The sequence below is a fragment of the Ensifer sp. ENS02 genome (genome assembly GCF_014851885.1).
Lineage (GTDB): Bacteria > Pseudomonadota > Alphaproteobacteria > Rhizobiales > Rhizobiaceae > Ensifer > Ensifer adhaerens.
The window spans coordinates 321,799-337,563 of sequence record NZ_JACVAO010000009.1 but is presented as its reverse complement, the minus strand read 5'-3'; the positions used below and the strand labels follow the sequence as shown (position 1 = coordinate 337,563).

Sequence of the window (15,765 nt, the reverse complement as noted above, 5' to 3'; positions counted from 1 at the left end):
AATGCTCGACACGTGTCCCTTGGGCATCGACACGGACCCGGCGAGCCTCGACCAGCCGGGCCTGTCAAAGTCGATTACTGCAGGCTCATCACGATGCGACCGTCGATCTTCCCGGCTTCCATGCGGCGGAAGATCTCATTGATATTCTCGAGGCTATCCCACGAGAAATGCGGCGCGACTTTGCCTTCAGCGGCGAACTGGAGCGACTCTTCCAGGTCCTGGCGGGTGCCGACGATCGATCCACGCACGGTGATGCGCTTAAGAACAGTCTCAAAGACCGGCACTGAGATCATACCTGGGGGCAGGCCGACGAGCGCCATGGTGCCGCGCGAACGCAGGAAACCGAACGCCTGTTCCATCGCAGCGGGCGAGACTGCAGTCACAAGCGCTCCATGCACGCCGCCGGTGGCCTTGATCACCTGCTCGACCGCATCCTTGGCCTTGCCGTTGACTGTCAGGTCGGCGCCCAATTGCTTTGCAAGTGCCAGCTTGTCGTCGAAGATGTCCGCCGCGACGACATGCATGCCCATCGCCTTTGCGTACTGCACGGCCATGTGGCCAAGCCCCCCGATGCCGGAGATGGCAACCCATTCACCGGGACGGACTTCCGTTTCCTTCAACCCCTTGTAAACGGTGACCCCGGCACACAGAACCGGCGCGGCAGGACCGAACTCCAGCCCATTGGGCAGGCTGCCGACGAAATCAGGATCCGCCAGGCCATATTCGGCGAACGTCCCGTTGACCGAGTATCCCGTGTTCGACTGGGCCGCACACAACGTCTCCCAACCGGTGCGGCAATGCGGACAGTAGCCGCAGGCGCTGTGAAGCCAGGGAACGCCGACCCTGTCGCCCTCTTTCACTCTTTTGACACCGGCGCCGACCGCCGAGACATAGCCGACCCCCTCGTGCCCGGGAATGAACGGTGGGCTGGGCTTCACCGGCCAGTCGCCATTTGCAGCATGGAGATCGGTATGGCAAACGCCCGTTGCTTCGTACTTCACGAGGATCTGTCCCGGCTGCGGCGTGGGCACCGCCACTTCTTCGATCGTCAGGGGCGCGCCGAATTGCCGAACGACGGCTGCCTTCATCGCCTGAGCCATTTGCCAATCCTCCTCCAATCGCCGGGCCACGGAGAGGTTTCTTATGGGAACAGTGGGCCGGCAGGGGCCTATCTCACATACGAAAATCGTGTAATTGGCTCGAGCATCATGGCGCTCACAGCCAGTGCCCGGACGTCATTTCCTGCTTGGCGTATACCGCCAACACTTCAACGTGGTTCACGTAGCGCCATCGTCAGGTTGCAGCGTAAACCCGCCGGCAGAGTTCGACAATGGGTGGAGTGCAGAAGCGGTTCAGAGACCGACCGCCTTCGGCGCCCGGCCGGATCGAACAACGCATATCGTGCAACGGCGTTCGAGCGGGCGCGCTGGCGCGCGTATTGACAGGATCGGCGCCGGTCGTGTTGACTGAATGCTACGGGGCCGTAGCTCAGTTGGGAGAGCGCCGCAATCGCACTGCGGAGGTCGAGGGTTCGACTCCCTTCGGCTCCACCAAATCGTCAAATTTATGCAATAAAATCAAATAGATAGGAAATAACTAAATCAATGCCATGGGCATTGCCATATTGTCGACCGAAGTTCGATTCCCCATCATTGCCCGCCCGTTCGATCCATGGAATACTTCGTCATCATCCTCTTGTTGAGTGGGTTGATGGTGGTGGATGCAGAGAAGGCCGGGTTTCCCAACAGCCCGGCCTTTTGCTTGCCCGCATCAGGCGTCGGACGGTGTATGCGGCCCCGGTTCCGCCATCGACTTTCAAGTTGATATTATCAACTTGCCTTGCGCCGCCATGCTTTGCGAGTGGCTGTAGACCGACGCGCTCGCCATGCCGCCCGCCCTTTTGCACGTCATGAGCAAAAGCGGTATCTTTGCCGCATGTCCGACCACGCCCCATCCGTCGCCGAAGCCCAAGAGGCTTATGAATTGCTGAAGAATTACTACAGCGCCGCCGACATTCAGCGCCGGTTAGGTCTCACCAATCGCAACACGCTCGACATGATCCTTGCCAGCCCATCGCGCCGGGTGCGCCTCGTCAGCTGGGCGCTGACGGTCAGGAATCTCGCATGAGCCGCGAACCGAGTCCGCAAGAACTGATGGAATCTCTGGTCGGTGACCTTCAGAAGCTGGGCTATTCCTGCCGGGAGATCGCGAAGCAAAGCGGTGTTGCGCATTCGACGATCTGGCGCGCGTCGAGCGGGATGGCGACGCATCCGCTCTGGAATACCTATTCCCGCCTCAAGAACTTCCATGAAAGGGCGATGGCCGGACGCAAGCCATAAATCGTCCGGCCATCCCCTTCTGACTGGTGGATACGCTAATAAGCCAGTCAGGTCTCACCCTCGCTGCCGGAGCAGACCGCCCGGTCGGCTCTCCTGCACAAGAACCGCTTGCACCGCGACGTTGATCCGGTTGCCGAGATCGCGCGCATCCTCGTTGCTGGCCGTCACGAGCCCGGTCGAGACATCGACGTGGACGTCGCCGTTCTGGTTGTAGGTGTTACCAGCCCCAGCCCCGCCACGCCGCACGGTCGAGCGCGGAATGACCGCCTCACCCTTTTGAAGGATCGCCGGGAACTCGCCGGGCTGTAAGCCGCTGTGCAAACGCGGCGCGCCAGCGAAAAGGAGTGGGGAAACGCCGCTGCGCATGTCGCGGGTGCCGCCATGAAGGCCACGGTGCGCCGTTCCGACGCTCATGCCGCCGCCGAATCCGGTGATGAACTTCGTGATGACGCCGCCCAATGCGTCTCTGCTGAAGAGCGCCTGAATCGTCAGATCGATCAGCGTGTCGAGAACGCGGTTCAACATGCTTCTGAAGGCATCGCCAGCCGAGACGCCGTTCCTCAAGTCGCTGATGAAGCCGGAGAGCGCGGCCTGTGCTGTGCCGGTGAACGCTTGCGCCACCTTCGCGGCGTCGTCGGCAAGCCGCTTCTGTTCCGGTGATAGTTCGCGTTGCGCCTGAAGCAGCTTGGCTGCTGCCGCTGCGGCATCGTCGAGCGCGCGCGCCTCCTCGTCGATGTACGGGGTGGCGTTGCGTGCGGCCTCGCCCGGACTGAAATCACTGCCGCCGAAAAGTGCGGCCTCTCTCTTGCGCCGTTCGGGATTGGCGCTGAGATCGGCGATGGCCTTCGCCACCTGTCCACGGTCACCGGCCTTGATCGCCTTGACGATCGATGACGGAAGGTTGCCGAAGTTGTAGGCGACGCTGGTCAATGCGGCCTGTTGGTTCTCTTCAAGCGAGCGCCAGATGTCGCCGCCGATCTGACCCTTGATCGTATTCTGGAACTCGACGATGCGCCGGGAAAGGTCGGCATTGGCTTGCGCAAGGGTGATGACGGTCGATTGCGTCACCTCCTGCACCTTGCCGAGATCGTCGACGAAGGTGTCGGAACCGAAGCCGACGCGGAAATGATTCTTGTCCCACTTGGCCGCTGTGATGAAGCCCTCTTCGGCCTTGATCAGCCTTGCCGCCGCCGAGTTGAGCGCGTCGGCCCTCTGGTTGATTGCCGCCGCCTGGTCGACCCCTGACAGGCCGATGCCGCCCGGTCCTATGCTGTAATCGGTGATGGGGTTCCTGACGTCCTTGAAGGCGTCGCCGATTTCCTTGAACTTCTGAAGCACCCGGTTCAATACCGGCATGACGTCGGTGTCGAAGGTGGTGGCGAGGGTCTTGGCTGAGTCCACTTGCGAGCCCGCCGCCTTCGCTATCGCCTCCTGAAGCCGCTTGATCTGTTCGGATGGGTCTTTGCCCGCTTTGATCGCTTCCTGCACATCGTTGAAGGCTTGGCTGAGTTCGTCGCCAACTCTGCCGTATTTCTCGAAGTCGAAGTTTTGCAGATCGATGCGCACTGCGGCGATGTCGGCGACGAAGTTCGAGAAGGTCTCTGTGGTGTCCTTCGCCGCATCACCCAGAAGCTTCTGCTTGTCGGCGACCAGCTGCGTGGCCTCAGCCGCGCGCAAGAGTTCGTCGGTGTAGGCCTTGACGCCCGGAAGGGTGCCTTTCCAGCGTTCGCCGATTTCCTTGATCGCCTTCTGCTGCTTCTCGATTTCCTCGCGCGCCTTGTCGGCCTCCTCGCCGGTCGAGTTGAAGAACGTCTGCATCGCCGATGTCAACGTTCCGAAGGCGATGATCGCCCCGCCGACCGCGAGATTGGCCGGAGAGAGTGTCGCGGCCAGCGCCCCGCCGAGACCCTTCAATAAACCGCCCTTTGCGGCGAGATCGGTGATCGCGTCACCGGCTTGCGATGCCTGTTGCGCCGCAACTGTGAAGGGTGATGCGCCTGAGAGCAAACTTGTGGTTATGTCGCTGAATTGAAATCCCAAGTTTCGCGTCGACTGCTGAATCGAACGGCTGATCTGCTGCGACGTCCGGTCGATACTCTTCCCGGCGTTGGCGAAATCCTTCTCGATGCCGGTCGTCGTGCGCTTCACATCGTCGTTCGCGGCCTTCAGCGACTTCTGAAGGCTCTTGATGTCTGCTGATAATTGCAAAACGAGTTTGGTGTCGGTTTCGCCAGCCATTTCAATACGCCCTTTCCGGCAGAGCCGTGACGACCGCAAGTGCTGCGGGATCGCAGTCACCGGCCTTTCGCATGATCGCCGCCATCAGCGACCAGTTGTGCTGGCAGAAGGATTTCGAATGCCATTTGCCCGGTGCGGCTCGATATTGAAGTTCCCAAGACGAGTACGGTCGCGATCTGCCGTCATGGACAACACGCCAACGTTCGTTCAGCACGCATAGAACCGTCTGCTTTGCCGGTTTTTCGAGGTACTGAGAGCGTTCGTCGATGTCGCCGGTATAATCCATCATCCCGGCCCTCTAACGCCCCCTTGCCCGCAATTCGGCGACTATGCCTTCGAGCGCGGCAATCGACTCCTCATGCGACAGATCGATCATCAGCATCTCGTCGCCGCCGCTCTTGAGCAGCTGCACCCGGCCATCGGGAAGGACGATGTGAATCTTCGGCTCGGTGACGCCGCCGCCGTAGCCATGAAGGCTCGACGTCCACAACAGGCGTCGGTCTTGCCGGATCGGCTGGACGTTGCTCATGACTGATACCCCTGCTTCATCCGTTCGATCTGGTCGGCAAGTTCCTCGACGCGCCGGGCAAGCGCGATCCGCTCCTGACGATGGGCGGCGAGCGCCTTGTCGATTTCGTGGGCGATCCGGTTCTCGACCTCGCGGTTTGCGATCTCGCTCGCCTTCGACCTCACGCTCGAAATGAAATCCCGGCGCATGGTGGCGAACTTGCCGTCGAGGCTGGCGAGCGTCGAGGTCTCGAACGCGCGGAATCTCTCGCCGATATAGGCCGCGAACTTATTCATGAGGTTTTCGGATGGTCCGGCCTTCGGCCCTTCGGCGCGCCCATTTCGATAGATCATGTTCATGGCCGCACCTCACCACGCCGGGCCGGTGACGACAGCCGCGACCGTCGAGGAGCGCCAATCCAGATTTTCGACCAGCCTCAGCGCAAGGCAGTCGGTTTGATACAGGCTGCGCGTGGGTGCCGCGACGACGTTCGGAGCGCCGGGAGTCGAGATCGCCAGAGCGTTGCTGTCCTCATGCAGAACCGCTTCCTTGGTGACGGAAATGTCGGGCGAGCCGGGCTCGACGCCGATCACCAGATCGTCGCAATCCAGCGCGATCACCCGGTCGCCAGCGAACTCGCTCGCGATCACCGGGAAGCTGCCGGGAAACGACAGCGCCAGAAATGCCGCCCGCCCAGGGCTGACGATCAGAACCGGGCTGGTGGCCGCTGCCGGGTTCGACAAGGCATCGATCAAGGCGCTGATGTCAGCCGCCGCCGCCGTCACCGGATCGGTCGCGGTCGAGGCTGGCACATCGGTCGCGCCGACCAGAACGCCACCGGGCGACCATGCGGTCGCCGCATCGTCCGACAGGAAGATGTTATCGATAGACCGGGCAATGTCCTGCCCCAAGGTCCGCGAGACAATCGTTTCGATTGTGGGAACGCTGCGCTTCATCAACTCAGAAGTGTAGACGCTGATGACGCTCGCCTTCTTGCCGACCAGCGAAAGCGAACTCAAATGGCCGGTTCTAAGCGGGATCGGATCGCCTTCAGCGATGAATGGCGTCGGGATGATCGCGCCCGGAACCGAATACGGAAACCGGATCGGCGACGGCGAGGCCGCAAGGTCCACCCTCAACGCCATGGCCGCAAGCTTCGTCACGACCGACTGAGGTGCCAGCGCCAGCAGCAGCGAGGGATTTACCCCGTCCTGCACCAGTTCCGCCGCCCATCCCGCGACAGATGTCAGCGCCGGTTGCACGGAAGAGCGCGCCAACTGCGCAAGGCTCTTCAAGGTCGGATCGCCGGGATATGTGGTCTTCAGGCCGAACTCGAAATCGAAGCCGCTCGACCGCGCCGACGCCATGCTCACGATCAGCGCCTTGATCAGCGTTTTCCGTAGCAGTGCTTCCGGGCCAACCTTCTGGTGGCCGCGCATTTTCCGGCTGATGCCGACAAGCAACGCCTTCTGTTCGTCGAGTTTTTCGAGGATGGACGCGGACATGAAAACCTCCCTATGGGCCGGGAAGTTCTCAGTCGCAGGCCGATCTGCGATTTTCCACGGCACATGAAGGATAGCAGGCTAAGCCGCTGAAATCGCGTTACCTTTTGGGTAAGTTGAGAGGGGAAACCTCTCTCTGGAGAGAGGTTCGAGGCCGGTCGCGAGGGGATAGAACCGCTATATCCGGGCGGATATAACCCCCTTTTCCAAAAGCCCGGAAATGAGTCTTCGAGGAGGCCGGCGGTCTCTAGGGGCCGGTCTCTGGCAACGAACTATGCCCGCCCCCTCTAGTTGCGCCCGGCCATTCCGCGCCCGGTTTGGTTGATGCGCCGGGGCATCTACTTCCAGATGTGACGACGACCGCGTTGCACTCGACGCCATCGACAAAGCCATGGTGCGCGGGCCGGGCGGCGATACCACCGTGGATAATATACACAATGCTCGACCTGACGGGACGTCACGCGACCGGGCGCTGCGCTATGGACAGATTGACCATAAGCCCGCAACCCTCTTGGGGGATTGCACCTTCGGATTCATTCCGCCTTTGCAATCGACCAGAAGCTGACGATCTCTCGCCTTCCATCCTCGAACTCGACAAGGCAGTTGCCGACACGGCTCTTGCGCTTGCCACCGATGAAGGCGAGCGCCGGTTCCCATGCCTTGCCCCAGCCTGACGGTCGGATGATGACGGTGCATCGCTGACCTTGCAGATGCGGCTTCCCATCCTTGGCGCGATAGATCATTTGCATCACGCGCTCCCTTTCGGTTCGGCGCGATCCGTCACCCATAACCACGCGATCCTTTCGGCGACGACCCTCACATCGGCGGCGATGCGCATAGCGAGTTCGTCGGATGGTTCGGCGTAGAAGCGCTTTCGGGCTGTGAGGCCGAGCGCCGTGGCGAAGCGTTCGAGCCGGACCCGGAACTCGTCGTAGTCATCGGTCTGCCAGAGGTCTTCGAAGAGCAGGACATTGCCATCGATCAGAAGACTGGCGCGCGTCGTGGTCGCGGTGCCGTCGAAAATCCTCATCATCTCGGTCGGCGTCATGTGGTAACCTCGTACTCGCCCCGTCGCTGGGGTGCTGATGCGTTATGCGTGGTTTCGATCCGACGCGTCTGCGGCGTCACACGATTGCCAAGGGCGGCTGGCCACACACTCGGAGGCCAGCCGTTTTTCGTTTCAGCCCTGCTTGATCAGTTCGTCGGTGGCCTTGGCTGCTTCCTTCGCTACCTTGTCGAGATCGTCACCTCTGGCGATCATCGCGGCCATGATGACGGTTCCGGCCATCAGGCGCGCCAACTGTGCGGCTTTCTGTTTCGTCATGCTGCCTTCTCCTCTGGTTTGCGCCTTGCCGATTTCGGTTCATGCGAGCAATTCGGCTTCAAGGTTGCGGCGTATCCGTCTGGATCGCTCGCAAGGCCACGTCTGTTCACAGAGGCGCGCGGCGTCGAGTTCGCTGAGGCAATCGATGACGACGACCGGCTTTCCGACCACGTGCGCCATGACGCGGCTGGTGAAGGCGTTGCGTGCGTTCTCCATGTCGTCGGCTGGAACGCTGATGCGATCGATGCGGTACTCAGCGCCTTTGCCGCCGCTCGCCATGGTGAAATACCAATCCTTGCCGCCCTGTTCGTTCGGACGCCAGACGGTTTCGGTGAAGATGATCGTCGTCGCCCCTTTCAACAGCCGGGCGATGATCTTGCGCGTTTTATCCATGGCGATCCTCCTTTGATCGACTGCGGATGATGGGTTTGCGATGGGCTTTGGATTGAATGGCTGTTGGCTGGTGATGCCAACTGTTGGCAACTGTCAGGCACTGGGTCGGCACTGGGTAGTGCCGGGCCTAACCCTATGTTTCTTCTCGCTGTTTTGGCGTCCGGCACTGGGGCACTGGGTACGCCTCGCATATGTGCGCGCGCGGACGAGGAAAAAAATCTGTAAGGGGGGCAGTGCCGAGTGCCGAAGCCGCCAAATCGGGTGTAAGCGATTGATATCGCCTCAATTTTCTTCGGCACTGGGTAGTGCCGGGGCAGTGCCGGGGCATTCATTTGTTGCCCCCTGTTAGCAGTTGTGCTGCTTTAACCCGGTCCTCTATCGGCACTGCCTTGTTGCCGTAGATCGCAACCTTCTTGTCGCCGATGGTCCAGAGTCCTTGCTTGGTTGCCGGATTATGGAGTCGGGGAAAACCGCGCTCTTCGAGCAGTTGCGGCACCTTCCAGCGTTGTGCCCGATCCCTCAGAAATTCGCGAAGTTCGTAGGGGCAGTGGGTGGAACTGGCGAGCTTTTCGATGGTGATGACCTTCAGCACCTCGCCGCGTTTGGCCATCTCCCCGCTGATCTTCTCAAGCAGTTCTTCGAGGTCGGATTTGTCGGCGCTGGCGTTGGCGTGAATGACGTTCCAGAAGGCCGGGGTTTTCGGTGGTGGCGCTTTCGGGTTGAAGTCGCTGAGATCGACCGTATCGAGGAATGCGGCCACATGGGCGACCCCGCCCTCTTCGTACCAGTTGTACAGGTCGGGGAAGTAGTTCGGGTTTTTCTCGAACAGTTGCTCTTTCGTGACCTCGGTCGCGGCGATGTAATGGCGGCGGTCGTCTTCTGTCAGCAGCAGCCCGCCAAGCAGTTCGTTCGAATACATGACGGTCGCATTGATGTTGGCGACATAGACCTCTTTCATATTCTTCTCATCCACGCGGACGAAATCCGGTGGAGCGGCGACGATTGTTTTACAGGCTTGCATGAAGGCATAGCGGCCTTGCTCGCCGGTATTCCTGACTTCCTCGATCAAAAGCAGAGCGCACTTTCGGAAGCCGTTGAACCTGCCCAGCACGGTAGGCGGGTCGATGGTCTGGGTGTTCCATACGCCGAGAATGGTGCAGATCGGCACCACGATAGTGTCTTTGCCGCATCCCTGTTCGCCGAACAGGCAGAGTGCGTGATTGATCTTGTTGCCGACGTGGCGGACGGTGTGCGCCAGATATTTGAAGATGTGGTCGGCATCTTTCGGGAAAAGGCGTTTGACATGATCCGTCCAGGGCGTGGCTTTGTCGGCGATGCCGCCCGTCAGCTTCGGCGCTGGCCGGTAGGAATTGAAAATGATGGCCCGGCTTTCGTCGATCCATCCAGCTTCGCCCGCAAGCTTGCCGTAGATCAGCTTCTCTTCGCCCGGAGCCCATACGATCTGAAAGGCTGGCCGGTATCTCGATATCCATGACGATGCCGGGATGACGACGGGCTCGCCGTCTTTATCGACCTTGCCGGTTGGAACGCCGGGGGTGGAAGCATCGACACTCGACGCGGGCCATAGTTCGCCGTTGGTGATGTAGATGAATTTGCCGGTTGGCCGGTGGCGCAAGAAATCGTCGGGTGTGAGGTCTTGGAAGGGCTTCAGCTTTGTTTGCCCCTGCGACCTGCGGCTGACGTGTTGCATAGGAAAACATTCCTTATCGGTTGAAACCGGAAGGAATGCGCCTATGATGTGCAGAGGCGTTTTTCATGCACATTTGGCGATCTTCCTCCCGGCCCCGGTTCACACCGGGGCTTCGTTTTTCGCGGAATAATTCCCATTGGCTTTGATGATTGCCGACCCCGATCTATGCCGGGTGTCGGCGCGCCCAATTTGCGGAATGAGGCGCTATTCGGCGGTGTCCGGTAACGTTACTTCGCCGTCACGTAACGCCTTCTGCTTGTCACGGTAACGCTGCTGCCGGATGGCGTTCGGCGTAAGAATCCGCTCGACAATTGGCGGGTCACTCTCGCCAGCAAGTTCCTGATAGGACAATTGCGGCATCAGGCTTTCGACGGTTGGCAGCGAGGCAACGAAGGTAAGCGCGGCTTCGGACGTGAGCCCGGCCAGAGCGAGTTGGGTTTGCGCATCGACCGATGCCTGTTCGATTTCGGTTATCGCGCGTGCTTCAAGGGCAGCGACGTGAGCCTTCGCCGCCGTGCGCAGTTCGGTGCGTCGTGCGTTGAGCATGTTGTTGTAGCCGCGATGACGCCACCCTAGACTTAAACCCGGCGCGAACTGGCGCGGGATGCCAAGTTCGGCGCAACGGCGAGCGACGACCTCCTGCGCCTTCTTGACCTCGATGTCGGCGAGGCGCGTGGCCTCGGCCCATACCGCGTCATCGTCGAAGCTGTATTCTGCGCTGATCTGGTTTTCGAAGTCGGCGAGCAATTCAAGGCTGCGCTGTTTCGCAGCAGATTTCATTACCTTCTCACGCTGGCGCACAAGGCGTTGCAGTTCCTCGCGTTCGGATTTCGTCATCGACATCGCCGCCCCTCACGCAATGGTTTCAGCTGCATATTTGCGCGGGCGACCCGGCTTGCGCTTGACCGTGGCAGGAGGTGCGCCGGGTGGCAGATTATCCGGGCAACTGTCGATGTAGGCGAAGAGTTCGCGAGGCTTCAGATAGATTTGGCCGTGCACATTCTTGCCGACCGGGAAACCGGGCCGATGACGGTTCTTATAGTACCATTCGCGGCTTCGTCCGATCCGGCCCATAGCCTTGGCGAGGGGTTCATAATCGTCCATGTGACTTCCTCTCTTTCTCCGGTGGCGCGAAGAATAATAGGAAGTGATTTCCACGGATCGCAACATGTTTATTGTGTAATATCAATCATGTACACGAAACATATAAGGTCTTGAGTTATCTGCTGTTGCCAGCTGTTGGCGATTTTTTATCAACCCCGCTGATAGCAGCCCTGCCAGTCATCAGAAAAAAGCGATCAGCCCCGGATCGCCACGACATTGGACTCCTTCGGTGCCAGATAGGCCGACCACGCCTCAAGCACTATCCGGCGCTGTTTCAGCAAGGCTTCCCGCTTGTAGGCCCTCTCGACGGCATTGCCGACTTCATGGCTCAAGCACTCCTCGACGATCTCGCGAGGCTGATCGTTGGCACCGGCCCAGTCGCGGAATGACGAACGGAAACCGTGGACGGTGCAAGCCGCCTTCATGCGTTTCAGCACCGCATTCATGGTCATGTCAGAGATGGGCTTGTCGCCATCCATGCCCGGGAAGAGCAACCCTTTCTTGCGGTCATCGATGAGTGACGACAGCAGCGTGACGGCAGCATCGGACAAGGTAACGACATGCTGCTTGCCGCCCTTCATACGCGTGTCAGGAATGGTCCAGATCTTCTGTTTCAGGTCGAACTCTTCGATCCGTGCAGCCCTCGCTTCGGTCGTGCGGGTTGCGGTCAGGATCACCAATTCGAGCGCTCTAGCGCCAAGGCCGGTGGCGCACCTGAGACGCGGCATAAAGGCGGGCATGTCGCGCCATGGCAGCGCGGCGAGGTGCTGCACCTTCTTTCGAGGGGTGCCGAGCCGGTTTTTAAGAACCGCTTTTTGCGCCGGGCTTTCCTTGGCGTAACCAAAGGCGATGGCCCATAGGAAAACCTTGTGCAGCTGCTCGATATTCTTCTCGGCGGTTTCGAGCGTCGTTTCCCATACCGGCTTGATCGTGCGATAGACGTCATCGACCGTCACCTTCGAGATTGGCTTGTCGCGAAGCGCCTTCCATTTGACGGTCAGGCCGTGCACCCATTGGCTCTTGTGCTTGTCGTTTTTCAGCGTCGGCTCATGAACCTTCCAGAACTCATCGCAAGCCCAGCCGAGCGTGACGGTCTGCTTCTTACGGTCGCGCTTCTCCTGAAACACGTCCTCGCCCTTGGCGATCCTGTCGCGCAAACCGGCAGCGATCTCGATTGCGGCGGCTTCGCTGACCATGGCGGCGCTACCGATCCAGTATTCACCAGTCGGACCATGCATGCCCTGCTTGATCAGCACGTAGGAACCGGGTCCAGAGCGGTCCTGACGGTGCCATGTGAGCGGTGCTATCTTGCGATTCTTGGTTGCAGAAGGTTCGACTCCCCGGTTGGCGGGTTTGGTTTTCTTCGAGGCGGGTTTAGAGGTCATCGAGTGCCCTATTCATTGCCATATTCATAGTTAGGCACAGATAGCCACAAAAGGGAATTATTAGCAACAGCTACCAAAAACTAAATACCCAGAAAGACACAAGAAAACATTATTAGAAACAATGGTTTAGCGTCCTTCGGCTCCACCAAAACGATCAGAAGGTGCCCGGTTGCCGAGGTATCGGAACAGCGGCTGATTTGTCATCAGCAGATCGCCAGTTCGAGTCTCTCTGGGGACACCACCATGCTAAGCCACCGTCCGGCCTTCGCGAAACGCTGCCCGATCCCGTGGCCACCTGTTTTCAGAGGCTGAACGGATCCCGCGCCGATCGCTTCTCGCTCGGTGCACTGAACGGGTCGGCTTTCTTCTCCTTGGACTTGCGGCCCTCGTCGGCGATGATCTCGTCGACCGCCCGCTGGCATTTCATCAGCTCGTCGGCCGCCGGGCCGGTGCCGCGCAGGCTGAGATTTGCGATGACGCGATCTTCAAACGCGATGGCCAAGGCCCGCTTGCGCACGAAGCCCGTCAGGAACTCGGCGTCGGTGACGTTCACGAACAGAAACTTTCCGCTCGCATCACCGGCGGCGGTCGCCGAGGCGCTCCAGGGATCGGTCTTGTCGAAGCGGAAGGTCAGGTCGTACTCTTTGCCGACCTCGAGCGACCTCCAGTCGTCGCTGGCGAAGCTCATATAGAGCGGCGACTCGGAGCCCTTGGGATAGAACCCAAGGCGCAAGGTGACCCCGCCGTCGAATACCGACGAGATGAAGCAGGAGCCCTCCATCGAGGTGTCGGATGCAACGGTCCAGCCGTCGACATCCTTCCACTTGATGATTTCGGACTCCTCAGCCGCGGCCGATCCCGCGGCGATCAGACAGCTTACCAATCCGACCAGCAATCTACGCATGCAAAACCCCCGTTTGCCCGCATTTTGATAGGTCCCCCCGTCACTGTCGAGGGTGCCTAGCCGATCCCAGGCAATATTTTAGGAATATTCACCTCTCTGCGGCAAGCGGACGCGCCCATCACATGGCGAAAGGATCTTTCGACGACTTGGTCTGGCCGCCGCCGGCAAAGGGATCGTTGTTCGGCGCATTGCCACCGGCGCCCGCAAAGGGATCGTTCGCCGCTCCCTGACCGCCATTCGGGATCAAGGCGCTCACCGCCTCCTGGCACTTGAACATCTCGCTTACCGCCTTCATCGAATCACGCAGGCTGAGGCTCGCGACGACGCGCCCCTCGAAGGCCAGCGCCAAGGTGTTTTTGCGAACGAATTCGGTAAAGAAGTCGGTGTTGGAAAAGTTGACGACAAGGGCCTTGGCTCCGGTCAGATCAACACCGAACGCAACGGCCGGCCACTGACGACCACGGTCGAGCTGCAAGGCAACATCGTATTCCCGCTGCGGCTCGATGGATTTCCATTCGGCATTGCCGATCGAAAGAAACGCCAGGTTCGTCGATCCCCGCGGATAAAAGCCGATACGAAGGATAGCGCCGGCGTCATAGCTCGTCGCCGCGTAACACGAGCCTCCCAGGGAAGGATCGGATCCCACCGTCCAGGCGTTGATCCGTTTCCAGATATTCGAACGCCCTTCTTCAGCAGACGCCGCTCCAGCCGTGAGCAACAGGCCGAGCACCACCAACGACAATCTATGCATGCAACCACCCCACTTTCCACGCAAAGTTATCTTTTTTTAGAGGCCTGTCGAGACGGTGAAGGCCCTTCCCCGCAGGGATTTTTGCGCGCCCCAGGCCCGATGCGAAAGCTGGCAGCTCCGATGCATTCTCCGCGCCGGTCCATAAAGAACGGCCGAGACGAGGTTGAGATGGAGCGGCTGGCGCAAATCAGCCACAGCCTGCGGGCAAAGAGCTGTTGAACAAGGCAGAGTGATCGCCATGCTTGCTGGACTTCGGAACGAAAGCGCGGTTCACATCGTTTACCACCCCGTAGTCCCACCCCTTCATCAAGTGGACGATCACCGTGCTTGCCGCCCTGCTTCTCGCTTCGATAGTCGCATCGCCCAATATGCCTGACGTCAAGCTCAGTGCCGCGACGGTGGATGAACTCCAGACCGATTTCGAACGGGCCGTGCCGTGCCATCAGATCGATGGACGCAATGTTTGGAAGGGCGCGCTCGCGTTCTACATCCAGTCCTTCGTTTATGACGGCGATACGCCCGTTGCGACCGATGCGGCCGACGCAGTGCTTCCGGAAGACAACAGCGCCGAAACGGTGAAGGAGTTCGAAGACGCCTGCTCGGCCTCGCAAGCGACTTAAGTCTCTCCGCGAAGAGAGCCGCGATTCGTTCGAATCACGCGCGCGACCGGCCTGCCCGGCGCTGTTTTGGGACGCAACCGTCGCCGAAAACCGCCCCGCTCCCGCAAAAGTGACCAATCGCCCCCCACAGAAGCAGCCAATTGCCTGAATTCACGGAATTTTAGGCACTTGCGGAACACATATGGAACAGATAGTGTCTGTTCTTGATTTGTTTCACGCCTCTGGAGCGACGTGCCATGCTGACCCGCAAGCAACAGGAATTGCTTCTGTTCATCCACGAACGCATGAAGGAGTCGGGCGTACCGCCGTCTTTCGATGAAATGAAGGATGCGCTCGACCTGGCGTCGAAGTCCGGCATTCACCGTTTGATCACGGCGCTCGAAGAACGCGGGTTCATTCGCCGGTTGCCGAACCGGGCGCGCGCGCTCGAAGTCATCAAGCTTCCGGAAGCCTACGCCGCCGGCCAGCAACAGCCGCGCAGAGGCTTCTCGCCGAGCGTGATCGAGGGCAGCCTCGGAAAGCCGCCGGCCGCCGCTCCTGCCACGCCGAAGCCGGCGCCGGTCGCCGAAAGCACGTCTGTTTCCGTCCCGGTGATGGGGCGCATCGCTGCCGGCGTGCCGATCTCGGCGATCCAGAACAACACTCATGACATTACCGTCCCGCTCGACATGATCGGCAGCGGCGAGCATTACGCCCTCGAAGTAAAGGGTGATTCGATGATCGAGGCCGGCATCTTCGACGGCGACACGGTGATCATCCGCAACGGCAACTCGGCCAATCCCGGCGACATCATCGTGGCGCTCGTGGACGACGAGGAAGCGACGCTGAAGCGCTTCCGTCGCAAGGGCGCGTCGATTGCGCTCGAAGCGGCCAACCCCGCCTACGAGACGCGCATTTTCGGACCGGATCGCGTGAAGATCCAGGGCAAGCTCGTCGGGCTGATCCGCCGCTACCATTGAATTCCAGGCAGAACGCCGAATCAAAAG

At 60.1% G+C, this 15,765-nt stretch carries 20 protein-coding genes and 1 tRNA gene; 5 read left to right on the top strand and 16 right to left on the bottom strand.

The features are described 5' to 3' along the window. Positions 1-74: 74 nt before the first annotated feature. On the bottom strand, positions 75-1,100 hold the full coding sequence (gene adhP / locus IB262_RS21255) for an alcohol dehydrogenase AdhP (RefSeq protein ID WP_034791206.1): 1,026 nt from the start codon (positions 1,098-1,100) through the stop codon (positions 75-77). Between the two features lie 377 nt (positions 1,101-1,477). Between adhP and IB262_RS21250 the strand changes: the two genes are divergently transcribed. From IB262_RS21250 to IB262_RS21240, 3 genes are all read left to right on the top strand, one after another. Then, a tRNA-Ala gene (locus IB262_RS21250) sits at positions 1,478-1,553 on the top strand. Between the two features lie 382 nt (positions 1,554-1,935). Beyond that, on the top strand, positions 1,936-2,127 hold the full coding sequence (locus IB262_RS21245; RefSeq protein WP_192493760.1) for a hypothetical protein: 192 nt from the start codon (positions 1,936-1,938) through the stop codon (positions 2,125-2,127). Beyond that, positions 2,124-2,339: a hypothetical protein gene (locus IB262_RS21240; RefSeq protein ID WP_192493759.1), complete on the top strand. Its 216-nt coding sequence runs from the start codon at positions 2,124-2,126 to the stop codon at positions 2,337-2,339. Before IB262_RS21245 ends, IB262_RS21240 begins: the two co-directional genes overlap by 4 nt. Before the next feature lie 54 nt (positions 2,340-2,393). Here IB262_RS21240 and IB262_RS21235 read toward each other — a convergent pair whose 3' ends face one another. From IB262_RS21235 to IB262_RS21165, 15 genes are all read right to left on the bottom strand, one after another. Continuing rightward, entirely contained in the window at positions 2,394-4,577 is a 2,184-nt protein-coding gene (locus IB262_RS21235; protein WP_192493758.1) for a phage tail length tape measure family protein, read from the bottom strand. 1 nt (position 4,578) lies between these two features. After that, the gene (locus tag IB262_RS21230; protein ID WP_192493757.1) at positions 4,579-4,866 is read right to left on the bottom strand and encodes a hypothetical protein; all 288 of its coding nucleotides are present in this window, start codon (positions 4,864-4,866) and stop codon (positions 4,579-4,581) included. 9 nt (positions 4,867-4,875) lie between these two features. Continuing rightward, a complete protein-coding gene (locus IB262_RS21225) occupies positions 4,876-5,106 on the bottom strand; it encodes a hypothetical protein (RefSeq protein ID WP_192493756.1) in 231 nt (76 codons plus the stop codon). Next, on the bottom strand, positions 5,103-5,381 hold the full coding sequence (locus IB262_RS21220; protein ID WP_192493755.1) for a hypothetical protein: 279 nt from the start codon (positions 5,379-5,381) through the stop codon (positions 5,103-5,105). The genes IB262_RS21225 and IB262_RS21220 overlap by 4 nt, the downstream gene beginning before the upstream one ends. A gap of 72 nt (positions 5,382-5,453) precedes the next feature. Further along, positions 5,454-6,590: a phage major capsid protein gene (locus tag IB262_RS21215; protein ID WP_192493754.1), complete on the bottom strand. Its 1,137-nt coding sequence runs from the start codon at positions 6,588-6,590 to the stop codon at positions 5,454-5,456. A gap of 530 nt (positions 6,591-7,120) precedes the next feature. Beyond that, entirely contained in the window at positions 7,121-7,336 is a 216-nt protein-coding gene (locus IB262_RS21210; RefSeq protein WP_192493753.1) for a hypothetical protein, read from the bottom strand. Continuing rightward, positions 7,336-7,635: a hypothetical protein gene (locus IB262_RS21205; RefSeq protein ID WP_192493752.1), complete on the bottom strand. Its 300-nt coding sequence runs from the start codon at positions 7,633-7,635 to the stop codon at positions 7,336-7,338. Before IB262_RS21205 ends, IB262_RS21210 begins: the two co-directional genes overlap by 1 nt. Positions 7,636-7,767: 132 nt before the next feature. Beyond that, entirely contained in the window at positions 7,768-7,911 is a 144-nt protein-coding gene (locus IB262_RS21200; RefSeq protein ID WP_192493751.1) for a hypothetical protein, read from the bottom strand. 39 nt (positions 7,912-7,950) lie between these two features. Beyond that, a complete protein-coding gene (locus tag IB262_RS21195) occupies positions 7,951-8,304 on the bottom strand; it encodes a hypothetical protein (RefSeq protein WP_192493750.1) in 354 nt (117 codons plus the stop codon). Positions 8,305-8,632: 328 nt separating this feature from the next. Beyond that, entirely contained in the window at positions 8,633-10,015 is a 1,383-nt protein-coding gene (locus IB262_RS21190) for a primase-helicase family protein (protein WP_192493749.1), read from the bottom strand. Positions 10,016-10,219: 204 nt separating this feature from the next. Beyond that, positions 10,220-10,852 carry a hypothetical protein gene (locus tag IB262_RS21185; RefSeq protein ID WP_192493748.1) on the bottom strand — a complete coding sequence of 211 codons (633 nt, stop codon included), beginning with the start codon at positions 10,850-10,852 and terminating at the stop codon, positions 10,220-10,222. Positions 10,853-10,867: 15 nt separating this feature from the next. Beyond that, positions 10,868-11,119, bottom strand: a complete 252-nt coding sequence (locus tag IB262_RS21180; protein ID WP_192493747.1) for a hypothetical protein — start codon at positions 11,117-11,119, stop codon at positions 10,868-10,870. Between the two features lie 194 nt (positions 11,120-11,313). Continuing rightward, complete coding sequence (locus IB262_RS21175) at positions 11,314-12,375, bottom strand: site-specific integrase (protein WP_192493746.1); 1,062 nt, start codon at positions 12,373-12,375, stop codon at positions 11,314-11,316. A 430-nt stretch (positions 12,376-12,805) separates the two neighbouring features. After that, on the bottom strand, positions 12,806-13,399 hold the full coding sequence (locus IB262_RS21170) for a hypothetical protein (RefSeq protein WP_060582150.1): 594 nt from the start codon (positions 13,397-13,399) through the stop codon (positions 12,806-12,808). 127 nt (positions 13,400-13,526) lie between these two features. Beyond that, entirely contained in the window at positions 13,527-14,144 is a 618-nt protein-coding gene (locus IB262_RS21165) for a hypothetical protein (RefSeq protein WP_060539237.1), read from the bottom strand. A gap of 338 nt (positions 14,145-14,482) precedes the next feature. Here IB262_RS21165 and IB262_RS21160 point away from each other — a divergent pair, with 338 nt between their 5' ends. Together IB262_RS21160 and lexA are read left to right on the top strand one after the other, a co-directional pair. Further along, positions 14,483-14,779: a hypothetical protein gene (locus tag IB262_RS21160; RefSeq protein WP_034791202.1), complete on the top strand. Its 297-nt coding sequence runs from the start codon at positions 14,483-14,485 to the stop codon at positions 14,777-14,779. Positions 14,780-15,015: 236 nt separating this feature from the next. Then, positions 15,016-15,738 carry a transcriptional repressor LexA gene (lexA, locus tag IB262_RS21155; RefSeq protein WP_034791199.1) on the top strand — a complete coding sequence of 241 codons (723 nt, stop codon included), beginning with the start codon at positions 15,016-15,018 and terminating at the stop codon, positions 15,736-15,738. Positions 15,739-15,765 lie beyond the last annotated feature (27 nt).

Excerpts from the sequence above, each read along its gene's own strand:
- adhP (WP_034791206.1), bottom strand. The coding sequence starts at position 1,100 with ATGGCTCAGGCGATGAAGGCAGCCGTCGTTCGGCAATTCGGCGCGCCC.
- IB262_RS21245 (WP_192493760.1), top strand. The coding sequence starts at position 1,936 with ATGTCCGACCACGCCCCATCCGTCGCCGAAGCCCAAGAGGCTTATGAA.
- IB262_RS21240 (WP_192493759.1), top strand. The coding sequence starts at position 2,124 with ATGAGCCGCGAACCGAGTCCGCAAGAACTGATGGAATCTCTGGTCGGT.
- IB262_RS21235 (WP_192493758.1), bottom strand. The coding sequence starts at position 4,577 with ATGGCTGGCGAAACCGACACCAAACTCGTTTTGCAATTATCAGCAGAC.
- IB262_RS21230 (WP_192493757.1), bottom strand. The coding sequence starts at position 4,866 with ATGATGGATTATACCGGCGACATCGACGAACGCTCTCAGTACCTCGAA.
- IB262_RS21225 (WP_192493756.1), bottom strand. The coding sequence starts at position 5,106 with ATGAGCAACGTCCAGCCGATCCGGCAAGACCGACGCCTGTTGTGGACG.
- IB262_RS21220 (WP_192493755.1), bottom strand. The coding sequence starts at position 5,381 with ATGAATAAGTTCGCGGCCTATATCGGCGAGAGATTCCGCGCGTTCGAG.
- IB262_RS21215 (WP_192493754.1), bottom strand. The coding sequence starts at position 6,590 with ATGTCCGCGTCCATCCTCGAAAAACTCGACGAACAGAAGGCGTTGCTT.
- IB262_RS21210 (WP_192493753.1), bottom strand. The coding sequence starts at position 7,336 with ATGCAAATGATCTATCGCGCCAAGGATGGGAAGCCGCATCTGCAAGGT.
- IB262_RS21205 (WP_192493752.1), bottom strand. The coding sequence starts at position 7,635 with ATGACGCCGACCGAGATGATGAGGATTTTCGACGGCACCGCGACCACG.
- IB262_RS21200 (WP_192493751.1), bottom strand. The coding sequence starts at position 7,911 with ATGACGAAACAGAAAGCCGCACAGTTGGCGCGCCTGATGGCCGGAACC.
- IB262_RS21195 (WP_192493750.1), bottom strand. The coding sequence starts at position 8,304 with ATGGATAAAACGCGCAAGATCATCGCCCGGCTGTTGAAAGGGGCGACG.
- IB262_RS21190 (WP_192493749.1), bottom strand. The coding sequence starts at position 10,015 with ATGCAACACGTCAGCCGCAGGTCGCAGGGGCAAACAAAGCTGAAGCCC.
- IB262_RS21185 (WP_192493748.1), bottom strand. The coding sequence starts at position 10,852 with ATGACGAAATCCGAACGCGAGGAACTGCAACGCCTTGTGCGCCAGCGT.
- IB262_RS21180 (WP_192493747.1), bottom strand. The coding sequence starts at position 11,119 with ATGGACGATTATGAACCCCTCGCCAAGGCTATGGGCCGGATCGGACGA.
- lexA (WP_034791199.1), top strand. The coding sequence starts at position 15,016 with ATGCTGACCCGCAAGCAACAGGAATTGCTTCTGTTCATCCACGAACGC.